The 21575-nt window shown below is 60.0% G+C and carries 15 protein-coding genes and 1 pseudogene; 9 read left to right on the plus strand and 7 right to left on the minus strand.

Going from position 1 to position 21575, the window contains the following annotated elements; translation table 11 throughout:
- Position 1 precedes the first annotated feature (1 nt).
- Positions 2 to 142, minus strand: a pseudogene (locus QIT27_RS04865) (SPFH domain-containing protein); the annotation flags it as partial.
- Between the two features lie 322 nt (positions 143 to 464).
- On the opposite strand from QIT27_RS04865, the gene copM reads away from it, so the two are divergent.
- Both copM and QIT27_RS04875 read left to right on the plus strand, forming a co-directional pair.
- Positions 465 to 800, plus strand: coding sequence for a CopM family metallochaperone (copM, locus tag QIT27_RS04870; protein ID WP_285263067.1), 336 nt, complete (start codon positions 465 to 467; stop codon positions 798 to 800).
- A gap of 85 nt (positions 801 to 885) precedes the next feature.
- Positions 886 to 1599: a trimeric intracellular cation channel family protein gene (locus QIT27_RS04875; RefSeq protein ID WP_285263068.1), complete on the plus strand. Its 714-nt coding sequence runs from the start codon at positions 886 to 888 to the stop codon at positions 1597 to 1599.
- Here QIT27_RS04875 and QIT27_RS04880 read toward each other — a convergent pair.
- The gene (locus tag QIT27_RS04880; RefSeq protein ID WP_285263069.1) at positions 1596 to 4544 is read right to left on the minus strand and encodes a translocation/assembly module TamB domain-containing protein; all 2949 of its coding nucleotides are present in this window, start codon (positions 4542 to 4544) and stop codon (positions 1596 to 1598) included. The two genes, QIT27_RS04875 and QIT27_RS04880, sit on opposite strands and share 4 nt — an antisense overlap.
- A 107-nt stretch (positions 4545 to 4651) precedes the next feature.
- Between QIT27_RS04880 and QIT27_RS04885 the strand changes: the two genes are divergently transcribed.
- From QIT27_RS04885 to QIT27_RS04900, 4 genes are all read left to right on the plus strand, one after another.
- Positions 4652 to 5359, plus strand: coding sequence for a DUF3581 family protein (locus QIT27_RS04885; RefSeq protein ID WP_159342868.1), 708 nt, complete (start codon positions 4652 to 4654; stop codon positions 5357 to 5359).
- A 135-nt stretch (positions 5360 to 5494) separates the two neighbouring features.
- Entirely contained in the window at positions 5495 to 6481 is a 987-nt protein-coding gene (locus QIT27_RS04890; RefSeq protein WP_159342867.1) for a TRAP transporter substrate-binding protein, read from the plus strand.
- 43 nt (positions 6482 to 6524) lie between these two features.
- The gene (locus QIT27_RS04895; RefSeq protein WP_159342866.1) at positions 6525 to 7061 is read left to right on the plus strand and encodes a TRAP transporter small permease; all 537 of its coding nucleotides are present in this window, start codon (positions 6525 to 6527) and stop codon (positions 7059 to 7061) included.
- Positions 7058 to 8323, plus strand: a complete 1266-nt coding sequence (locus QIT27_RS04900; RefSeq protein ID WP_285263070.1) for a TRAP transporter large permease — start codon at positions 7058 to 7060, stop codon at positions 8321 to 8323. Before QIT27_RS04895 ends, QIT27_RS04900 begins: the two co-directional genes overlap by 4 nt.
- Positions 8324 to 8341: 18 nt before the next feature.
- Here the strand turns inward: QIT27_RS04900 and QIT27_RS04905 are convergent, their stop codons facing one another.
- The 3 genes from QIT27_RS04905 to QIT27_RS04915 form a co-directional block, all read right to left on the minus strand.
- Positions 8342 to 9220, minus strand: coding sequence for a transglutaminase family protein (locus QIT27_RS04905; protein ID WP_159342864.1), 879 nt, complete (start codon positions 9218 to 9220; stop codon positions 8342 to 8344).
- Complete coding sequence (locus QIT27_RS04910; RefSeq protein WP_159342863.1) at positions 9217 to 11625, minus strand: circularly permuted type 2 ATP-grasp protein; 2409 nt, start codon at positions 11623 to 11625, stop codon at positions 9217 to 9219. The genes QIT27_RS04905 and QIT27_RS04910 overlap by 4 nt, the downstream gene beginning before the upstream one ends.
- Positions 11626 to 11698: 73 nt before the next feature.
- Complete coding sequence (locus QIT27_RS04915; protein ID WP_285263071.1) at positions 11699 to 15052, minus strand: transglutaminase family protein; 3354 nt, start codon at positions 15050 to 15052, stop codon at positions 11699 to 11701.
- 434 nt (positions 15053 to 15486) lie between these two features.
- On the opposite strand from QIT27_RS04915, the gene QIT27_RS04920 reads away from it, so the two are divergent.
- Both QIT27_RS04920 and QIT27_RS04925 read left to right on the plus strand, forming a co-directional pair.
- A complete protein-coding gene (locus tag QIT27_RS04920) occupies positions 15487 to 16971 on the plus strand; it encodes a circularly permuted type 2 ATP-grasp protein (RefSeq protein ID WP_159342861.1) in 1485 nt (494 codons plus the stop codon).
- A 4-nt stretch (positions 16972 to 16975) separates the two neighbouring features.
- Positions 16976 to 17974, plus strand: coding sequence for an alpha-E domain-containing protein (locus QIT27_RS04925; protein WP_159342860.1), 999 nt, complete (start codon positions 16976 to 16978; stop codon positions 17972 to 17974).
- Here the strand turns inward: QIT27_RS04925 and QIT27_RS04930 are convergent, their stop codons facing one another.
- Positions 17975 to 19036, minus strand: coding sequence for a zinc-binding metallopeptidase family protein (locus tag QIT27_RS04930; protein ID WP_253017940.1), 1062 nt, complete (start codon positions 19034 to 19036; stop codon positions 17975 to 17977). It lies immediately after the preceding gene.
- Between the two features lie 222 nt (positions 19037 to 19258).
- Between QIT27_RS04930 and QIT27_RS04935 the strand changes: the two genes are divergently transcribed.
- Entirely contained in the window at positions 19259 to 20755 is a 1497-nt protein-coding gene (locus QIT27_RS04935; RefSeq protein WP_159342858.1) for a CoA-acylating methylmalonate-semialdehyde dehydrogenase, read from the plus strand.
- Positions 20756 to 20804: 49 nt separating this feature from the next.
- On the opposite strand, the gene QIT27_RS04940 is transcribed toward QIT27_RS04935, so the two are convergent.
- Entirely contained in the window at positions 20805 to 21494 is a 690-nt protein-coding gene (locus QIT27_RS04940) for a hypothetical protein (RefSeq protein ID WP_159342857.1), read from the minus strand.
- Between the last annotated feature and the right edge of the window lie 81 nt (positions 21495 to 21575).

The following is a 21575-nucleotide window of genomic DNA, read 5'->3' on the forward strand; positions in this document are numbered from 1 at the left end:
AGCGAGAGTTCTCTTCGTTACCGCCGATAGCGCTAAGCACCCGCTTGATGGACTCCCACTCTTCTTGGGCGCGCAAAATGGCAGATTCTTTATCGCCTTGAACGTACAAGATGGCGGATTAACGCTGGCCCTGGGCCATAGCAGCGATACTGGGCGTCAACAGCACCATCGCGCCAGCGGTCAGTTCGGGTACGCCCAACAACAGGACGAGTACCAGTCAGCTGTAAGCAAGGTGCTAGTCCATGTGTACTCCATGACTAATGGCTAAGAGGATTAACAGAGTAACGCGATTAGCGCATCTTGACCTGTGGGCAGCCTGTAGGTTTTAGACTTCGATGATCTATCTTGCTGATAAGAGCGCTGCCATGCCGATCTCTAGTTCTGTTAGCCAAGTGTTAATTTCCCGGCCACTCTTTGCACACCGTATGGCTGTTCCTTTATGGGTTTTAGCAGGATTACTGATCGTGCCGCCTGCTATTGCTCAGCATCAAGTCCACTCTGGTAGCCACGGCGAGCACACCAATACCGCTTACTCTCGCAGTGATAACCCTGCGGTAGCCGCCTACCAAGCGGCCAGCGCGCGTATGCACGAAGAGATGGCGACAGCATTGACAGGCGATCCTGATGTGGATTTCGCCCAAGGTATGATTCCCCATCACGAAGGTGCCATTGCCATGGCGGAAATCGTGCTGGAGCACGGCGAAGATGATGAGATTCGTCAACTGGCTGAAGAAATTATTGCTGCTCAAGAGAGTGAAATTGCTTTCCTAAAAGAGTGGTTGCAGCGTCACGGCTATTAAGCCGACCGGCTCTCTGATCACATACACCTTTCCCGAATGAGTGATATTCTGCCCGCCTAAACAGCAGGTGATGAGGGAGAGCCGCGTGTCGGGTGTGATTTATTGGTTGGATATGGCGGGGGTGATTGTGTTTGCCCTGTCGGGCGTGATTTTGGCCTGCCGCTCGCGGATGGACCCGTTCGGTATGTTGGTGCTGGCGGCGGTGACGGGCATTGGGGGCGGTACGCTGCGTGATTTGGTGCTGGGCGTTAGGCCAGTGTTCTGGGTGACCGACCCGACCTATCTCTGGGTGATCTTGGCCACGGTGGGCGTGTCGCTGGTGGGGTTTCACTATATTCATCGTCTTTCCCGGGGCTTTTTGCCCGTAGCCGACGCCTTTGGGCTGGCGCTCTTTACCGTGATCGGCACGCACAAAGCGCTGCTGCTGGGTACCTCTGGCGTGGTGGCGGTACTGATGGGCATGATGACCGGCGTGGCGGGCGGCATGATTCGTGATGTGCTGGCCCAGCGGGTGCCGATGGTGCTGCGCGAAGAGATTTATGCCACCGCTGCCATGGCGGGCGGGATTGTCTATGTCGCGCTGCAGGCGCTCGATGCGCCGCTGACATCCGCCATTGCCGCCTCATTGAGCGTGACGCTGGGCCTGCGCTTAGCGGCAATTCATTGGCACTTGGCCCTGCCGGTGTTTGCCTGGGTCACGGTGCCGCCTAAATACCAAGACGCCAACGCGCCGCTGTCTACACCACAAAAAGCCAAAGAGCGCGTGCGTATGATTCGTCGAGAACGCACGCGCCGCTAAGGCCTTGGAAAGCGCTGGGCCTCTCGCCAGCGGTCAAACCAGCGCTTGGGTTGTAGCACGCGCAGGGCCGGTTCGCTGTCGTTCAGCTCCACGCCGAGGCCCACGGCACCCAGCCGCGCATAGAGCGCGCCGTTGGCTTGGCCATCGGCTAGAGTCACATCGGAAAGCAGTAGCAGCGGCCCGCCTGTGAGCGTGAGGTCATGCAGGCGTATTTGCTCGCCGCTTACTGTGAGTAGGGCGTGCCCGTTGATGTCATGCACGTTTAAAAGCCTGCCCAGCCAGTCGCTCTCCCGGGCACGGGCGAGAAATAGCCGTGCCAGCAGCCCAGTATCGCGCATGCCTAACCGTAGCTGGCTGGTGAGTTGTATTGGGTCACCCCAGTTGAGTTGCGCTTCTTCCATGGTGAGCTGCACCCACCAGCCTGCGTCCTGAGTGCCGTCGTCGCTTCGGCGAAAGACGTTTTCCAGGCGCAGGTAGGAGTCATTGGCGACAAAGCGGCGCGTTTCGATATCGCCCTCGGTGAGCTGTAAGTGCAGCGTCACATCGCCCTTTAGGCGCTGCTCTAGTAGCGCCATTTCGGTTTCGAAAGCGCGCAGCGTGATATCACCTTGGGCGCGCAGCCCCTCTAGCAGCCATTCGCTGGTTAGGCTGGCGTTGCCGGAGAGTAGCTCAACCCCCGCATCTTCTGGCAAGTAGCGGTTGTAGCGGGAAATGTCCGGCACCTCGGTGATTGGCAGCGCAACGCGGGTAGTGAAGTGTTCGGGAGCGGGGGCGTCGAGTACATCGCTAAAGCGGTCGGTTTGGGTGGTGAGCGCAAAATGGCGGCCTTCCAGATGAGGGCGGTCATCATCTTGCCGACGTAGGGCGAACTGTGGAATGCCTAGCGAAAGCTGTGCTTGCTCGGGGCTATCTAGCTGGGCGGTGAGCTCGCCGCGCCCGGTGGCCAAGTAGTCGAGAAACGTCACTTCCAGCTGGTTAGCATTGACCCGCAGCCGCGTAGGGGCTTGCAGCGTGTCGTCTATAAACGCGCCCTGTAAAAAAAGCTGACCGTTGCCGGAAAGCGATACGCCGTGGGCATCCGGTAAAAACGTGTTGAGAAACCCTAGCCGCTGCACGCTGCCCTCCAGTGTGAACTGCCCGCTTGGGGTGGCGTTTTGGCGCTGAAAGCGACCGTCGCGCAGCACCAGCGTGCTCTCCAGCGCTTCGCCGGGACGTTGCGGGTCGGCCACCTGCCAGCTTAACCGCGAGCCGCTGATGTCCAGTGCTGTGCCATCCAGCGCCGCTTGGTGGATGGCCAGCGCAAGCTGCGTATCGCTCACCAATGTGCCGCTCTGCTCGCTTCGTTGCCAGCCGGTGGTCAGCGCGTTGCCAGCTAAATAAAGCTCTCCACTCAGTTGCTCGGTCGTGAAGCGAAGCTGACCGTGGCTGGTGGCTGAGCCGCTGTTTAACGTTAGCGGAGAAGGGCTGGGCAACACTGACGCAAGGTAGGGTTGTAGCGCTTGAATATTGGGCAGCGTTGCTTCTTCCCAGCTCAGTTGCGCCGTGGCGCTTTGTTGCGCTTGTTCGGGGTCGAGGGGGCTTTGTGCGGCTAGCGTGAGCGCTGCGTTCGCCAGTAAGGTTCGCTCCTGATGGCGCAGCGTGGCGTCTGTGAAGGCCAGCGTTGCCGCTACTTGCTCATCGGGGGAGAGCGTCGCGTCGAGCGTACCGCTGCCTTGCGCGGTGAGTTCAAGCAGCTCTGCGCCTAGCGTGGGGGCTTGAACGGTCAGCGATGCTTCATAAGGGCGCGCATCCCGCAGCGTCGCGCTCGCGGTGATGCTCCCCTGGCCGGATAGCCGAATCCCTTGGCCATCGAAGGCCGTTGCGAGATAGCGGTCAAGCATGTCCAGGCGCGTTACCTCGCCCGATAGCTCAAGTGAGGCGCCAGTGGGCAAGTCGAGCTGATCCAGGCGCTGGTTGGGGATGTGTGTAGAAAGGGCGAGCCGTGTGTTGGTGGCGTAGGGGTGCGTGTCGGCTAGCGTGACGTCTTCCAATTGAGTAGCGAAGCGAAGTTGCCTATCCTCCACGGCGAGCCTGACGCGCCCCTGGCCCGTGGCGGTATGCGGCGGCGGTGTGTCATCCGCTACCAGCCAGCGGCGCGTGTTGTCGGTACCTTTCAAGCGCTGCTCATCGATAGAGAGCGCAAGCTCGGGGGCTGCTAATGTGAGTTCGCTGCCCGGCTGTAGTTGGCCCTCGGCAAGCGCTAGCTCACCTTCCAATACGCCGTTGCCTGCCAGGCTCAACCAGGGCAGCGCCTCTAGGTAGGGCATGAACACGTCCCAAGCATCCGCTTGAGCCGTGATGGCAAGCTGGGCGGTGAGGGCGTCGAGCAGCGCCTCCGTCAGCGCATCGTTACTTTGCTGGGTGGACAGTGAGTCCAGTGACGCCGTACTGCGTAGCTGAATATCCTGCACCAGCGTGGTTTGATCGCTCAAGCGGACGAGGCGGCCTTGGGTGATGTCCAAACCTACATAAGGCACTGTAAGGGTCTCTTGGCTGAACTGGGTATCCTCGACCTTCAGCTGGCCCTCTGCCTCCAGGGCAATGTCCCCGACGGTAAAGCGGCGAATACCGTTCGCTTCCAGTGCTTGGATATGTAGCTCTCCGCGCAGCAGGGCAAGCAGCGATAGCGACAGGGTGGCTTGGCTGGCCTCGACGGTAATCGGTAGCGCTTCGTCTTCCCGGGCTAGGTAGAGGTTGTCGACCTCCCAACGCCCTGGGTGAAGGCTCTGGGCGTTAGACCAGTGCACCTCGACCCCTTCGATGGTGGAGATTCGATGCGGTAGCCACTGGCTGTTGAGAAGCCAGTGGCTGCCGATCAGCCAGATCAGCACGAGCGCTAGCGCGCCAAACAGCAGGGCGATGAGAAGGCGAAAACGGCGTGGAGTAGCGGGCGTGTCACTCGTCATACGGGCTTCCTAGCAGATGACTCCTGTTGGCGCGTGTTTTATGGCATTATGCGCGACGTGGGGCAGTTATGGGTTTTCGATTTCAACGCTAGGCAGGCAGCAAAGCCATGTTCAAGGATTTTTACGCGCAGCGCGGAGAGTATGTGGTGATCTCCGCTGAGCAGGCCAGCCGCTTCGCTAAAGGCGTGGCCGGCGACTACAACCCGATTCACAACCCGGATGCGCGGCGTTTCTGCGTCCCCGGCGACCTGCTGTTTACGCTGGTACTGGTGAAGTTCGGGCTGTCGCGACAAATGGAATTTCGCTTCACCAATATGGTGGGGGCCGATACACCCATCAAGTTCAGTGAAACCGAGAACGGGGATATCCACGTCTGTGACGACAGTGGCAAGTGCTACTTACAGGTTGTTCGTAGTGGCGAGATGACCCGCGATGAAGCGGTGGTAGAAGGGTTTGCCCGCTGCTACGTAGCGTTTTCGGGTAAGAACTTCCCCCACTATCTCAAACCGCTTATGGAGCAGCATGGGGTGATGTTCAACCCCAAACGTCCGTTAGTGATTTACGACAGCATGGGGTTCTGTCTGGAGCGTTTGGATGGCTTCTCGCCCAACTTGGCGCTCACGCAATCCTCGTTAGACGTACAAGGCAAGCGTGCCGATGCCTTGTTGGAGTTTTCCATCGAGTCTGCCGGTGAATCGGTCGGCGTGGGCTCGAAGAAGCTCGTGGTGAGCGGGCTGTGTGACTACGATGCCACCGAAATGGCGGCCATTGTCGACGAGTTTTATCGCTTGAAAGCCGCCTACGAAGCTGCCTAAGTAGCCGACCGCGCTACGCTGCGTTAGCGCAATGGCGGGTGCCATAAACGCCATCGCTAAGGTATTCTCAAAGCCGCTAATTAAAAAAACACCCAAAGCGCCGTATGGCGCTTTGGCTGGACAACGAGGCTTTGCATGAACCGAATGAAAACGCTGACGCTTGCCTGCGCCGCAGCCGCTCTGGCCGTTTCTTCCGTTAGCGCCCAGGCGCGTGATTTCCGTTTGGGGCTGATTACCCCCGCCCAGCATCTGTGGTCTACCGAAGCCGAAGCGTTTGCCCAAACGCTGAGCGAGCGCTCAGGCGGTGAGCATAGCGTAAGCGTGTTTCCTGCTCAGCAGTTAGGTAACGAAGCGCAGATGGTGCAGCAGCTGCAAACCGGCGCGTTAGACATGGCCTTTCTGACCATTGCCGAAATCTCCAACCGCATTCCTGATTTTGGCGCGCTCTACGCCCCGTATCTGGTGGACGACGTGAATCACGCGGCGCGCCTGCTGCGCTCCGATGCCGCCGGAGAGTTGCTGGACCTGATGCCGGAAGGTGTCGGCTTGGTCGGTGTGGGTTACGGCATGGTAGGCATGCGCCAAGTATTAAGCCGCAGCCCCATCGAGAGCGCTGACGATCTGCAGGGTCAGCGGCTGCGAATTACGCCCTTCGAGCCGATCCGCGACTTCTACACCGCGACTGGCGCGGCCCCTGCGCCCATGCCGCTGTTGGAAGTCTACGATGCCCTCGCCAATGGGCAGGTCGACGCCATCGACATGGACTTCGATTCCATTCTGATTCTGAAATTCTACGAGCAGGCGAATAACCTGCTGATCTCCAACCATATGATGTTCCCGATGGTGGGGGTGGTGTCTGGGCGCGTCTGGCGCGAGCTCTCTGAAGAAGATCGTGAGTTGATCGATACCGCCATGGCCGAACACCTGGAAAACGTGCTGACGGGGTTCGAAGAGATGGACGCCGCTCAGGAAGAGGAGATTCGCGGGTTGGACATCAATATCGTCGAAGCCGATGCCGAGTTCTTCTCCGAGGCGATTGCCGAGTGGGAACGTATTTGGGCACCCAAAGCGCCAATGCTGGAAACCCTGCGCGCCGAGGCGGACCGCCTGCGCGACGAGTAATCCTTAACGTCAAACAAGCCGTTGATAAAGGCCTTTAATCATCATGTTGCAACGCCTGTCCAACGGGCTGGCCCGCTGTGAAGAGATCACCGCCGCTGTCTTGGCAGCGGCGGTGACGTGTTTGATCCTTACGAACATCGCCTTTCGCGCGCTGGGCAGCCCGCTTTACTGGGTCAGTGAACTGGCGATCTACGCCATGATCTGGATGACGTTTTTGATTGCCGGGGCAGTGCTGAAACGCCGCCAGGGCATCGCGGTGACGCTGTTGAGCGACCTGCTGCCGCCAACGGGTAGAAAGCTGGTTGGCGTGGCGGTGGATGCCATGGTGCTGCTGTTCGCCCTGCTGCTGGTATGGCTCTGCTGGCGCTGGTACCAGCCGCTGACGCTGGCCCAAACCGGCTTCGATACGCGAGCCTTCCAGGGGCAAACGTTCAATTTTATCTATGCGGAAAACACCTCCACCCTCGGCATCAAGAAGTTCTGGGCGTGGCTGATCGTGCCCTGGTTTGCGCTCTCGCTGAGCCTACACGGCGTGTCGAATCTGGTGCAATCGCTAACGGCCAAGAGGGGGCGCGTATGACGGTCGTGGTGTTTCTGTTGCTGTTACTGGGGGCGGTCCCCATTGCTTTGGTGCTAGCGCTCACGGCGATGTGGTACATCCAAGCTTCCGGCAATACGGTGTTATTCGACTCCTATCCGCAGCAGCTGTTTAGTGCCATTGAAAGCTACGGCCTGCTGGCGATCCCGCTGTTCATGCTGGCCGGGGAGTTGATGAACGAGGGCGGACTCACCAAGCGCTTGATTGCCCTGGCGCGGATTCTGGTGGGCGGGTTTCGCGGTGGCTTGGCTTATATCAACCTAGTCGCCAATATGATGATGGCGGCGATTATTGGCTCGGCGGCCTCGCAAATCGCCATTATGTCCCGTGCCATGGTGCCTGCGATGGAGGAGGAGGGGTATGACACGCCCTACAGCGCGGCGATTACGGCGGCGGGCGGGCTGCTGTCGCCGATCATTCCGCCCTCCATGCTGTTCGTGCTGTTTGGTGTGATGGCCCAAGTACCCATTGCGGAGATGTTTATCGCCGGGCTACTGCCGGGGCTGTTATTGGGCGCGAGCTTTTTTGTAGTCATCGCTCTGGTGGGTCTGGTGCAGCAATACCCAAAAGGGCAGTGGCCCAGTCGGCAACAGGCGCTGCACGATGCGCTATGGGGGATGCCTGCACTGCTGATTCCAGTAATTATCATCGGCGGCATTCTGATGGGCATTGCCACGCCCACGGAGTCGGCGGCGCTGGCCTCGCTCGCGGCGCTATTGATGGGGCGCTTCGTGTATGGCGATCTGCGTTTGAGTCAGCTTCCTCAGGTGCTCACGCGCACGGCGATCAATGCCGGACTGGTGATCATGTTGATTGCCGCAGCGGGCGTGTTTGGCTGGGTGGTGATTTACGAGCAGCTACCGCAAATGGCCGCTGAATGGATTGCCGCGCTGACCAGCAGCCCGTTTCTCTTTCTGCTGTTGGTGATTGGGGCGCTACTTCTGGTGGGAATGGTGATCGATGGCATTGCCGCGCTGATTTTGGTGGTGCCCATTTTGATGCCCATCGCCCAGAATCAGTTTGCCATCAGCCCCTATCAGTTTGGCGTGGTGGTCTGCTTGACGCTGGTGATGGGCTTGCTGACGCCCCCGGTGGGGGCTGGGCTATTCATTGCGTCCTCCATGACCGGCGCGCCGCCGCTGAAAATTTTCCGAGCGCTGCTGCCTTTTCTATTGGCGACGCTGGTCACGCTGGTGCTGCTGGCGTGGTTGCCGTGGTTAACCAACGGGTTGATTCAACGGTGATCGTTCCACGGGCGCGGCTCAGGCCGCGCTGTTGTCGGTGAGGGGCATGACGTCCACCTCCACCTCTAGACGGTGGTCGCCGCCGCCGTTCATCACGCCTTTGAGCGGTGCTACGTCCGCGTAATCGCGACCCCACGCCAGCACCGGATGCTGTTCTCCGGCCACCGTGCCGTTGGTCGGGTCCAGCGCCAGCCAGCCCCAGTCGGGAATCCATGCGGCCAGCCACGCGTGGGAGGCATCGGCACCTATCAGCCGTGGCTGCCCAGGCGGCGGCTGAGTTTCCAAATAGCCGCTCACGTAGCGTGCCGCCAAGCCGACCGAGCGCAGTGCACCAATGGCCAGGTGGGCGAAGTCTTGGCAAACCCCCCGTCGGTTGGCCAGCACCTCGCTGAGTGGTGTCGCCAGGGTGGTGAAGCTGGGGTCGTAATCGAAGGTGTCGTAAATCAATTGGTTGAGCGCCAGCGCGGCATCGACGAGCGGGCGGCCGGGCGTGAAACAGCTGCGGGCAAACGCCGCCAGCTCGTCGTTACGACGAATGAACGGCGAGTCGAGCCGGTAGAGCTGCCGATCGAAGCGGCTGTCTTTGCTCAGCTGGTCGGCTACACGCTCCCACGCTGGCGAGCTGCCTGGCAGTGGCCCCAGAGGTTGGGTGTTGAGCGGCGTCACGACGGTCACGTCCAGCGTTTGGTGCACGTCCTCTAGTGCGAAGTAAAGCACGCGGTTGCCAAACACATCGCGCCGCTCGGCCTGCACCTGGGGCTCGGGGCTGATGGTGAGCGTGGATGCACCGCACTGCTGGTGCTGGGTTTTGCGCGGCAGCACGCGTGCCTCGCTATGGCAGAGCGTCACCGGCGCGCTGTAGTGGTAGCGTGTGGTGTGCCGCAGCGTGTAATTCATTCGTCGGGCTCCATGCTGACAAGTTGGCGCGGCCGCTCCACGTGGCTAAAGTGGCTGTGGCTAATGGCATCGGAGAGCGCGTTGAGCGGGGCAATCAGCTCGTCCAGCAGTTGCTCCAGCGCGGCCTGCGCATCCGGGGTATCGGCCAAGTGGCTGATCCGGTCGATATCGGCGAGATGCAGCGCGGCGTTGGCTTGAATGAGCAAACGCCGTTCGGCATTCCGGTAGGGCGATGAGCTGCCGGGCAGTCGGTCCATCTGCCGCTCCAAGCGCTTGAGCATATAGCCCACCGAGCGCGGGTTGGTCTCATCGAACAGCAGCAGATCGAGAATCGCTTCTGGGTGCAGCTCGCTGCGGTAGCGCCGCCGGTAGGCGGTAAAGTTATCGGTGGTGGCAAGCACCACTTCCCATAGCGCCAGCCCCGGCGAGTGGGGCGCGTTGAGGGTGAGTTTGAGCAGCGACAGCAGCCCCAGCACGCGATCTAGGAAGCGGCCGATATCCATGAAGCGCCAGCCGTAGTGGTGGGGCATGGTTTCGTTACACAAGCCAAAGAACGCAGCGATCTGCGCGGAAAGCCCTTCGCAGGCGCGGCGTGCGGCGCTGGCACCGAGGCTTGGATTGAACGTATCCACCCGCTGGCGCAGTTGGTGAACGACTCGCCAGGAGTCATCTCCCAGGTGGTCGCGAACGCTGCGGGCATTGCGCAGCATGTTCGCAAAGAGCGGCTGCAGGGCTTGAGGGTCGCGTTCATCGAACTGGGCCAACAGCGCCGTGCGTTTTTGTGCAAAGCCGACGAGCGGCGGTTTGGCATCCTCACCATCACGATGGAGCGTGGTGATGTCGAGGGCTAGCAGCAGCTCATCCAGCAGTTGGTCTGCGATTTCGTCCTGGTCGTACTCCATCAGCCGCATCAGCGCTTCACGCAGCAAGCGGGCGCGCGCATCCAAGCGCTCGCCGTAGCGACCCAGCCAAAACAGGCTTTCCGCCACTCGGCTGGGCAGGTCGGTGCCATCGCGGGTCGCGACCACCGGACCACGCGCTTGGCGCAGCTGGCTGACATGAGGTTGAGGCGTATTTGCGGTCACCCACACATCTTTGACGATCGGACTGCTCAGTGACGGAGACCCCGGCGTACCCACCCATGCAAGCCCGCCTGGCATGACGTGGTAGTCGCTGGGCTGCTGGCGCTGTGTCGCGACGCTGCCCGGCATCCGCGAGACGAAGCAGCGTAGGTTGAGCGTCGCTGGGGATAACCGCTGCATATGGGCATCGAACACCGGTGCCGTGGCCGGTCGAGTGCTCGTGTCGGCATTGGGCAGCAGCAGCTCTTCGCCCAGCACATGCTGGCAAAGGGCAGGCAGGTAGTCTGCTAGCTCGGCCATCTCCAGCACTCCCACGCCTAGCGCATTCGACATGGCCACACCGCTGGCGCGGGTCGCTTGTAGCAGCCCCGGCACGCCCAGTTGCGAGTCACCGCGCAGCTCCAGCGGGTCGCAGTAAGCGTCGTCGCAGTGGCGCAGCACCACATCCACGGGCTGCAATCCCCCTAAAGTGCGCAGCCATAGCTGACTATCGCGCACGACCATGTCTTGCCCTTCGGCGAGGTCGATGTTCAGGTAGTTCGCCAGATACGCGTGCTCGAAGTAGCGTGGGCTGCCAGGACCGGGGGTGAGCAGCACGATCGTTGGGTTATCGCGGTGCTGGTAGGCCAGCGCGGTCAGGGTGCGGTGGTACTTGTCCAAGAAGCCGGCCAACCGCTTGAGCGGCGCGTTACGGTACATCTCCGGCAGCGCGCGGGCCATCAAGATCCGGTTTTCCAGCGCGAAGCCGGTGCCCGAAGGGGCCTGCAGGCGATCCCCGATCACCCGCCACTGGCCGTCGGTATCTTGGATAACGTCAATGCCATGAAAGCTGATCGCGGGGCGGTCGCTGGGTTGCGAACCGTGGCAAGGCAGCAAAAAGTGGGGAGAAGCGAGAATGGCCTGGGTCGGTAGTAGCCCCGCGTCGACCAGTTTGCGCGGGCCATACAGGTCATCGTAGAGCGCATTGAACAGGCGCGTGCGCTGCATCAATCCGACTTCTAGCGCTTGCCACTGCACTTGATCGATCACCCAGGGGAGCGGGTCGAGCCGCCAGGAGCGGCCCTGGGTATCTTCGTGCATATTGAAAATCACGCCGTTTTCCGCCAGCAGGCGCTGAATCTCTTCGTGCTGCTGGTAGCGGCCATCCGCGCCGAGTGTTTCCAGGGCGTTGAGCAAGCTCTGCCAGCCGGGGCGCAGTTGCCCCTGCCGATCGAGCATCGCATCAAACGTGCCGGGCTGTCCCTTGCCTAGCTGATTCGAGTAATCCTCAACGAGCCCGGCAGCGCCGAGCTCGAGCAGTGAGGGAGAGACAGGGGCGGTCATGATCCTGTTTGTCCTAAGCGGGTAGGGGGCGGATTATCCTGTAGCTAGCGCGGATAAGAAAGCATTAGCCGTTTCATGAGCGTGGGTTCCAGCGTAGATCCAGCGTGCAGGGCAGCTCCTGACTCGGCATTTCGGGCGTAGGAACCCGATAGCCATGGGTATGGCCACTGTCGCTGAAACGCCCTAAACGGCGGGCTTCGGCTTCAAACGCATTCACAGGGAAGGTTTCAAAGCTGCGCCCTGTGGGATGTACCACATAGTAGGTGCAGCCTGCTACTGAACGTTGGTTCCAGGTGTCGATGACATCGAACACCAGCGGCGCGTGAATCGAAATCTGCGGATGCAGCGCAGAGGGGGGCTGCCAAGCGCGGTAGCGTACCCCAGCCACGGCTTCACCGTTACGTCCGGTGGCGGCCAACGGCACCGGACGGCCGTTGCAGGTAACGACGTAGCGGTCGCCGCTCATGCCGCTCACTTTGACTTCCAAACGCTCCACCGATGAGTCGACGTAGCGTGCGGTGCCGCCTGTGGTCGCCTCTTCGCCCAGTACGTGCCATGGCTCAATGGCTTGGCGAAGCTCGATCGAGAGCATCGGCGTATGCAGACGACCGTGCACCGGGAAACGGAACTCCAAGAACGGCGCAAACCAAGCCAGCTCGAAATCGAAGCCATGATGGCGCAGGTCGCTGAGCACGTCGTTCAAGTCTTCCCATAAATAGTGGGGCAGCATCCAGCGGTCTTGTAGCGCACTTCCCCAGCGAACCGGTTTGGCACGGTACGGCGTTTTCCAGCAGCGGGCGACCAGCGCGCGAATCAACAACATTTGCATCAGTCCCATCCGCGCGTGGGGAGGCATTTCGAAGCCACGCAGCTCCAGTAGCCCCAGGCGGCCGCTGTCGCTATCCGGCGAATAGAGTTTATCGATACAGAACTCGGCGCGGTGAGTGTTGCCGGTCAGGTCGGTGAGAAGGTGCCGCAGTAGGCGGTCGACCAGCCATGGCTGTACTACCTCGCCCTTGGGCATTTGCTGTAGGGCAATTTCCAGTTCGTAGAGTGCTTCGTGGCGCGCTTCATCGACGCGCGGCGCTTGGCTGGTGGGGCCAATGAACAGCCCAGAAAACAAGTACGACAGGCTCGGATGATGCTGCCAGAAAGTCACTAGGCTGGCCAGCAAGTCGGGACGACGTAAGAACGGCGAATCGTCCGGGGTGACGCCGCCCAAGGTCACGTGATTGCCGCCTCCGGTGCCGGTATGGCGGCCATCCAGCATGAACTTTTCGGTACCTAGGCGTGCTTGACGCGCTTCGTCATAGAGCCGTTCGGTCTGTGCGACCAGCGTCTTCCAGCTGGCGGCGGGCATGATGTTGACTTCGATGACGCCCGGGTCGGGAGTGATCTGGAAACTTTCCAGGCGCGGGTCGCGGGGCGGGGCGTAGCCTTCGATCATGACTGGGCAGGCAAGCTCGCGGGCGCACTCTTCGATGCTGCTGAGCAGGTCGAGGTAGTGCTCGAGCTGAGTCAGGGGCGGCAAGAAAACATGCAATCGTCCCTCACGGGGTTCGACACACAGGCTCGTATGGATGATCGTGTGCTCTCGATCCTCCTCTGCGCTGGGCTGCTGCTGGACCGATTCGCCTTCCGGGTGACGATGGCTTGGATGGGTGGTCTGCCCCAAGCGCTCGGCATTCGTGAAGCGGTGCTGTTCGGCGTTACGGCGGGCCACTTCGCCATGGATGTCGCCCAGCGCCGGGCGTGGGGCAAACAGCGACTGCGGCTGGGGCTGGTCTTCTGGGTCGGCCCAGGGCAGGGCAGAGAGCGGCAGGCGCAGCCCCATGGGCGAGTCGCCGGGCACCAGGAAAAGGTGGTCGCGCTTCAACGGCCAGCGACCGCTCTCCCAGCGATGCGACTGGGCGATAGAGTGGCGTAGCGGCAGCGCATAGCCAACGACCGCGCTGAGATCCTGCTCCAACAGGCGAGCGAGGCGTTGGCGCTCGGCGTCGTCTTTCAAATCAGCTTTGCGTGGGTCCACGTTGACCGGCAGCGTTTGCTCTTTCCACAGGTAGTAGTAGGCATCTTCAAAGGCAGGAATCCAGTGGCGCTCGGCAATACCCAACTGTTTGCTAAGCGCACGGGTAAAGCGCTGCGCCATAGCATCATCGACGGCCACAGAGGGCGCACCCTCCATACAGGCAAGCCAGGTCGGGTCGCGCCATAGCGGCACGCCATCTTTGCGCCAGTAACAGGCCAATGCCCAGCGGGGAAGCGGCTCGCCGGGGTACCACTTGCCTTGCTGTTGTTGGATGACGCTGCCCGGAGCGTAGGCAGCTTGAAGCCGTGTTAGCAGCGCTTCGGCACGTTCGCGCTTATGTTCACCCAATGCTTCAGTGTTCCACTGGGGGCTTTCCATATCATCAATGGAAACAAACGTTGGCTCACCGCCCATGGTGAGGCGAACATCCTGCTCGTTGAGCTCGCAATCCACTTGGTCGCCTAGCTTAAGAATTTTTTCCCACTGTTGGTCGCTGTACGGTTTGGTGACACGCGGGTCTTCATGAATGCGCTCAACGCGCATTTCCACATCAAACTCCACCTCGCACTTATCAGAAAAACCAGTGATGGCCGCAGCGCTTCCGGTGGTGGGGGTGGCGGCTAGCGGGATATGCCCTTCACCGGCAAAGAGGCCAGAGGTGGGATCGAGGCCGACCCAGCCTGCACCAGGTAGGAAGACTTCGGTCCAGGCGTGTAGGTCGGTAAAGTCCACGTCGGTGCCGCTGGGGCCATCGAGCGCTTTGACATCCGGCGTGAGCTGAATCAGATAGCCCGACACGAACCGCGCCGCCAGGCCCAAATGGCGCAGTATCTGCACCAACAGCCAAGCGCTGTCGCGACAAGAGCCGCTCGCCAGGGTCAGCGTCTCTTCGCAGCTTTGTACGCCAGGCTCCATGCGTACCAAGTAGCTGATGTCTTTCTGCAGGCGCTGGTTGAGGGCGACGAGGAAGTCGACGCTGGTGGTCGGCTCGAGAGAGACGTCTTTTAGCCACTCCAGCAGCCGTGGTCCCGCTTCGGTCACCTCCAGGTAAGGGCCAAGCTCTTTGGTGAGCTCGTCGGGGTAGGTGAACGGAATCTTCTGGGCAACGTCATCCAAAAAGAAGTCGAACGGATTGATCACCGTCATCGGCGCAACGAGTTCGACGGCAATGGTCAGCTCTTTGCGCGGTTCAGGAAATACCACACGAGCATTGAAGTTACCGAACGGATCTTGCTGCCAATTCAGAAAATGATCATCCCCAGAGATAGTCAGCGAATAGGCATCGATATGAGTACGGCAGTGAGGGGCCGGGCGTAACCGGATCACATGAGGTGACAGCTTGACGGGGCGGTCGAAGCGGTAGGTCGTGCGGTGATGCAAGGCAACGCGAATGGTCATGAGCCACCCTCAAAGAAAGCCAAAAGTCACCGCGCGACGACAGCGTAACGCGACGGTGAAGAAAATAAGTACACAGAAGTATCGTTGGAGTTGAACCATTTTGCAGCTGCAATATGAACTAAGACGTTTAAAGAGTGTGGAAAATTGTCATCGCCTCATGAGTATTAACTTTCATGCACTTTTTTGGTGCCTTTAGTTTAATGGATGACTAAAAAAGAGCAGTATCAGTGCATTTATGCATAACAAGGGGGCCAATAACGTTAGATAGAGAGAAACGCGAGTATCAAACTCGGATTAAGCGTTGAAATAGCGGGGAATATGGTACGAGTTTTGCGTGTTTATATGGTCAAGTTGCTACGTACATTGCACGCGGCAGGCCTACACTACTGAATTAAGGAAGTTGCCGCTTCCACCCTAGCGCCAGGAGAGCGCCCATGAGCCAAGTCGATTGGAATAACTATGCGTGCCGTGATTTTTACGATGAGCTGCTGGCGGCACCGGGCAAACCACGTGCTTCTGCGGATGAGTTATGTAACATGTTGGCGCGCTTCAGCGCTGAAGAGTTAGCCGAACGCAAAACGGCGGCAGAAATTGCCATTCGCACGATGGGTATTACGTTTACCGTTTATTCAGAAGGGGCGATGATCGACCGTGCTTGGCCCTTCGATATCGTTCCCCGCATCATACCCGCCAATGAGTGGCGTAAAACGGAAGCGGGCTTGAAGCAGCGGGTGCAAGCGCTGAACTTGTTTATCGACGATCTGTATCACGAACAGAGCGTCGTGAAAGATAAAGTACTCCCTGCGGAAGTATTGGCTCAGTCGGCCAATTTCCGACCTCAATGTGTAGGCATCAATCCTCCCCATGGCGTTTGGGCACATATTTGCGGGTCTGACTTGGTGCGTGGCGGTGATGGCACGCTCTATGTGTTGGAAGATAACCTGCGCATTCCGTCGGGCGTTTCGTACATGCTGGAAAACCGCAACGTCACCAAACGCGTACTACCGGAGCTGTTCGCGTCGGGCAAGATCTTGCCGGTGGATGACTATGTCGCGCAGCTTTACGACATGCTGGCAGCCATGTCGCCGCGCCCGGGTGATGACCCACAGGTGGTCGTGTTGACACCGGGGATCTATAACTCTGCCTATTTCGAACACGCTTACCTTGCCCAACAAATGGGCGTCGAGCTGGTGCAAGGCAGCGATCTGCTGGTCGATGACGACGACGTGGTTTACATGCGCACGGTAGAGGGCCTGCGCCGTGTCGACGTGATCTATCGCCGGGTGGACGATGAGTTCCTCGATCCAGAGGCGTTCAACCCGCACTCCATGCTGGGCGTGCCGGGGCTGATGCGCGCCTGGCGCGCAGGAAAGGTCGCGCTGGCCAACGCACCTGGGGCAGGGGTTGCCGACGACAAAGTCGTCTACGCCTTCGTCCCTGAGCTGATCCGCTACTACCTGGATCAAGAGCCGTTGCTGCCGAACGTGCCGAGTTATCTATGCATGTTCGAAGAGGATCGCAAGTACGTGCTGGACCATTTGGATGAGCTGGTGGTGAAACCCGCCAACGAGTCCGGCGGCTACGGCATGCTGATCGGCCCACGCTCCACCAAAGAGACGCGCGACGAGTTCGCGCGCTTGATCAACGAAAATCCGCGTAACTACATGGCCCAGCCGACGCTGGCCCTCTCGACCACGCCAACGCTGGCCAACGGCTTGCCTCAGCCTCGCCACGTCGATCTGCGTCCCTTCATTCTCTCCGGCCCGGAAACCCACGTCACCACCGGGGGACTCACTCGCGTGGCGCTGGTCGAGGGTTCGTTGGTGGTCAATTCGTCCCAAGGGGGCGGTAGTAAAGACACCTGGATCGTCGAGACCGACGAGAACGCGGCGGGTGCCGCTGAGCAGAAAGGAGCCTAGCGCCATGCTGTCACGCGTTGCTGAAAACCTCTATTGGATGGCGCGCTACATCGAGCGTGCCGAAGATACCGCGCGATTACTGAGCGTCAACAGCCATTTGATGCTGGACTTGCCTCGGCATTTGCCACTGGGCTGGGCGCCTCTCATCGAAATGACCGGGACGCTGGAGGCCTTCAATGCCCGCCATTCCAGCTTCGACGAGCGTAGCGTGGTGCACTTTTTGTGTGCCGATGCCCAAAACGGCAGCTCGATTCTCTCGGCGCTGGCGAGCGCCCGGGAGAACTTACGCACCACCCGGGACGTAGTGCCCCGCGAGATTTGGGAAGAGGTCAATCAGCTCTATCTCAACGTCGCGGACCACGCGGAAAACGGCGTGAGCCCTCGACGTCGAGACGCATTTTTGAAAAACGTCATTCGTGGCTGCCAAACGTTGACCGGGTTGATCGAAGGCACCTTGAGCCACGGCCCTGCGCGCACGTTCATCAAACTGGGCCGCCAGCTTGAGCGGGCAGATATGACCACGCGGATCGTCGATGTGCGTTCGGCCAGCCTGCTGCCGCAAAACCCTGAAGAGCTGCTGCCGTTCGAGAACCTGCAGTGGATGAGCGTCTTGAAGTCACTCACCGCGTATCAGATGTATCGTCAACAGGTCAGGCTACGGGTGCGCGGCCCGGACGTGCTGCGTTTTCTGCTGCAAGATCCGCATTTGCCTCGCTCCATTGCCTGTAGTTTGGAAACCTTGGGGCACGAGCTACAGCTACTGCCCCGCCAAGACCGCGTCGCGGCGACGGTGTCGTTGGTACGGGCCGACGTGGTCGATGCGGATATTCAGGCGCTGGCGCACTCGCCGAGCAAGCTGCACGCTTTCGTGGACGAACTGCAAATTGGCTTTGCCGCCATCCACGATACGCTTAGCGCTACCTACTTCGTGAACGGCGACGGCGTTCCTCGGGTCACCCAGCGTCAAACCCAAAGCCACACAGGCGACCATGACAACGATTAACTAGGCCGCTTGAGAGCTGGCGTTCGCCTGTTGAATGAGTTCATGCAGGTACGCCAGCTTCTCACGCACCGCCGGGGCGATGACGCCGGGTGCCAAGTCCAGCAGGCCCATGTCACGATTGAGTTCGTTCACTGCCATGCCCACCTGATGAAACGCCTGAAGCATGCTCTCCAAAGAGCCGTCGTACTCGGCACGTGAGAGGCCCATGTGCAGTGCCGTATCCAGCACGGCCACCATGTCCAGATAGAAGGCAAACGTCTCGGCGAAATCCTCCCACGGATGCATGGCGGCGTAGGCGGAAATGAACCGCGAGGGCCAGTCTGCCGGCGCGCCTTGCTGATAGTACTGCTCCAGGGCTTCGCCATAGGTAGGGTGGTTGTGGTCGCCGAATACGCGAATGCTGGCGGCTTCGTCTTGGTCTTTGACCAGCAGATCCCAGTAGTAGTGGCCGATTTCGTGACGAAAATGGCCGATCAGCGTGCGGTGGGATTCGTTCATGTCGACACGCAGCCGCTCACGCTCTACGTCATCGGCTTCTTTGACGTTGATGGTGATATGGCCGTTGGCGTGGCCGGTGTAGACCTTCTCTTGGTTCGCCGTGGAGCGCCATAGCCCTTGGTCGGGCAGCGCATCGGCCATGAACGAAAAGCTCAGCGGAACGCGGATGTCCTCGCCTTCGACGCCATGGGGAAGCTTGAGCAAATCCAGCGTATAGAAAAGCCGCCGTTTAGCACTCTCCAGCGCTGCCCAACGCTCCCGGTTGCCGTCGACCTCTAAATCGGGAATCACCTCGTTATAGCGGCAGCAGTCGCACAGCGTATCCGCGTGCCCTTCGGCCATCACGACCATCCGATTGCAAACGTTTTCGACGGCGTAGTTGTGGCACTTCATCAGCGCCGTACCGCAGCCTTCATGGGTGCAGCGGTAGCCGCCGCTATCCAGCGGTGCCAGTGCCACGATATGACGACAAGCGGGGCACCAGCCTACCTCCGACTCACAGGCCAAGCAGTGAGTGTTCTCGAAAAACAGCGGATTGCCACAGCGGCAGCTAAACGTCTGCATGGATGCCTCCTTGTGATCACCACAGCGCATCTCACGAAGGTGAGTGCTGATACTCAACTGTCTCAGCATAGCGAGGCCCTGACTGAGAGGGAAAGCCAAATCGTCGCTCGATGCGGAAATTATCTTTGCCCAGAGGCTAATTGACGTTTACGTCAACTTGCTGATATACCCTAGTAGCGCCTTATTCGATCCCATAACAAACACAACCCGAGGAAACGCATCATGTCTGTTCGTGAAATACCGATGTATATCGATGGCCAGCCGGTCATGTCCCAAAGCCAAGAGTGGCGCGACGTGGTGAACCCAGCGACTCAAGAAGTGGTCGCCCGGGTGCCCTTCTGTACGTCCGACGAGGTCGAGCGCGCCATCGCCAGCGCCAAGACGGCGTTCAAAGAGTGGCGTAAAGTGCCGCTGGGCAAACGCATGCGCATCATGCTCAAACTGCAGGCGCTCATCCGAGATAACACGGCGGAGCTGGCGGCACTGATTACCGAAGAGCATGGTAAAACCCTGCCGGATGCGGAAGGTGAAGTGGGGCGCGGCTTGGAAGTGGTCGAGCATGCGTGCTCCATTACCTCGCTTCAGCTAGGCGAGCTGGCCGAAAATGCCGCCAATGACGTCGATGTATACACCATGCACCAGCCGCTGGGCGTGGGAGCGGGCATTACGGCCTTCAACTTCCCGATCATGCTGCCCTGTTTCATGTTCCCGCTGGCCATTGCCACGGGCAACACCTTCGTGTTGAAGCCCTCCGAGCAGGACCCCAGCTCGACCATGCGGCTCGTAGAGCTGGCGCACGAAGCAGGTATTCCTGCCGGGGTTTTGAACGTGGTCCACGGTGGGCCGGATGTCGCTAACCAAATTGCCGACCATCAGGATATCAAGGCACTGTCGTTCATCGGTTCGACCCATGTGGGGTCACTGCTGTACAACCGCGCTGCCGCCGCAGGCAAGCGCATGCAGGCCATGATGGGCGCAAAAAACCACTGTGTCGTCATGCCGGATGCCAACCGTAGTCAAGCCATCGATAGCCTGCTGGGCTCTGCTTTTGGTGCCGCCGGTCAGCGCTGCATGGCGAACTCGGTGGTCGTGCTGGTGGGAGAGGCGCGCGAGTGGATCAAAGATATCGAAGCCGGTGCGCGCAGTATGACCGTGGGGCCGGGTACTCAGCGTGAAGCGGACCTAGGGCCGCTGGTATCGCCACAGGCCAAGGCCCGCGTCGAGCGCTTGATTAGCGCAGGCGAAGCAGAGGGCGCCACGCTGCTGGTGGATGGTCGCGGCTACACGGTCGACGGCTACCCGGATGGTAACTTCGTCGGACCGACTCTGTTTTCCGATGTGACGGCAGACATGACGATCTATCGCGAGGAAATTTTTGGCCCGGTGCTGTGCGTTGTCAACGTCGAGACGCTGGACGACGCCATCGCGTTCATTAATGCCAACCCAAATGGCAACGGCACCTCGATCTTCACCAACTCGGGCTGGGTAGCACGGCGCTTCGAGACCGACATCGACGTGGGCCAAATCGGTATCAACGTGCCGATTCCAGTGCCGGTGGCTTATTTCAGCTTTACCGGCTCTCGGGCCTCGAAACTGGGTGACTTGGGGCCCAACGGTAAGCAGGCGATTGCCTTCTGGACCCAAACCAAAACGGTCACTGCCCGCTGGTTCGAGCCGGAAAACGTCTCAAGCGGTATCAACAGCACGATTTCGCTATAGCGCGCCCTGGGCGCAGTAAAGCGCCTCCTCGGCCGAGGAGGCGCGCAGCTCAATAACGTTCGAACAGCGGCAGGCTTTCCGAGAGCAGTTGGGCGATGGGACCCAGCTGACTTTCGTGAAGGACTAGCAAATAAGGCGCGTCCTGCTCCTCGCTGATGGGCACCAGCAGCGCAAACTCGCCCTCCTCCAAATGAAACTCATGGATCTCGCGAGGGCCGTGGGGGGTGTCGCACTGGGAGCAGCGGTAGGTGTCATCTTCGCCGTAAACCAAGCGGTGGTACATCTTGAACAGCGTGTAGAGGGCGAGCCCACCTTCGAACGCGGGCCAACGGGCCGGCGTTTCGCGGATGTCGTCGGTCAGTGCGTTGCCATCTGCTTCGGCATCGGCAATGGCGTCGGCTAGCGGCTCGGCCAGGATGGCGGTTTGATCTGCGGGCAACGGTGCGTTTTTCTCGGCAGCCGTAGCGAAGCGCGTCACGGCGGCATCGAAATCTGTCAGGCTGTGCAGGGTAAAGTCGGCGTGCTGCAGGTCGGCGGGTTCGAAGCCACCGTTCTCCCAGCCGTGAATCACACGAAGCGTTACCTGACCTCGCTTCATGGGGCGGGCCAGCAGGGTGTGAAGCATGACGCGGATATGCAACTGACGCTCATCCGTATCGTTTTCGAACGCACGGTAAGGGTCGGCGAACAGTTCATGCAAACGCCCTGGCGTGTGCTCTTTTGCTTCGGAGTATGACATGGTGGTTTCCCTGTTAGTACACCGCTTGGCTAATAGCGTACGGCTCTTATGACATTAAATCATTAAGAGTATGGCGAGCGT

It is taken from the genome of Halomonas sp. LC1 (assembly GCF_030247125.1).
Classification (GTDB): Bacteria; Pseudomonadota; Gammaproteobacteria; order Pseudomonadales; family Halomonadaceae; genus Vreelandella.

Excerpts from the sequence above, each read along its gene's own strand:
- QIT27_RS04880 (WP_285263069.1), bottom strand. The coding sequence starts at position 4,544 with ATGACGAGTGACACGCCCGCTACTCCACGCCGTTTTCGCCTTCTCATC.
- QIT27_RS04885 (WP_159342868.1), top strand. The coding sequence starts at position 4,652 with ATGTTCAAGGATTTTTACGCGCAGCGCGGAGAGTATGTGGTGATCTCC.
- QIT27_RS04890 (WP_159342867.1), top strand. The coding sequence starts at position 5,495 with ATGAACCGAATGAAAACGCTGACGCTTGCCTGCGCCGCAGCCGCTCTG.
- QIT27_RS04895 (WP_159342866.1), top strand. The coding sequence starts at position 6,525 with ATGTTGCAACGCCTGTCCAACGGGCTGGCCCGCTGTGAAGAGATCACC.
- QIT27_RS04900 (WP_285263070.1), top strand. The coding sequence starts at position 7,058 with ATGACGGTCGTGGTGTTTCTGTTGCTGTTACTGGGGGCGGTCCCCATT.
- QIT27_RS04905 (WP_159342864.1), bottom strand. The coding sequence starts at position 9,220 with ATGAATTACACGCTGCGGCACACCACACGCTACCACTACAGCGCGCCG.
- QIT27_RS04910 (WP_159342863.1), bottom strand. The coding sequence starts at position 11,625 with ATGACCGCCCCTGTCTCTCCCTCACTGCTCGAGCTCGGCGCTGCCGGG.
- QIT27_RS04915 (WP_285263071.1), bottom strand. The coding sequence starts at position 15,052 with ATGACCATTCGCGTTGCCTTGCATCACCGCACGACCTACCGCTTCGAC.
- QIT27_RS04920 (WP_159342861.1), top strand. The coding sequence starts at position 15,487 with ATGAGCCAAGTCGATTGGAATAACTATGCGTGCCGTGATTTTTACGAT.
- QIT27_RS04925 (WP_159342860.1), top strand. The coding sequence starts at position 16,976 with ATGCTGTCACGCGTTGCTGAAAACCTCTATTGGATGGCGCGCTACATC.
- QIT27_RS04930 (WP_253017940.1), bottom strand. The coding sequence starts at position 19,036 with ATGCAGACGTTTAGCTGCCGCTGTGGCAATCCGCTGTTTTTCGAGAAC.
- QIT27_RS04935 (WP_159342858.1), top strand. The coding sequence starts at position 19,259 with ATGTCTGTTCGTGAAATACCGATGTATATCGATGGCCAGCCGGTCATG.
- QIT27_RS04940 (WP_159342857.1), bottom strand. The coding sequence starts at position 21,494 with ATGTCATACTCCGAAGCAAAAGAGCACACGCCAGGGCGTTTGCATGAA.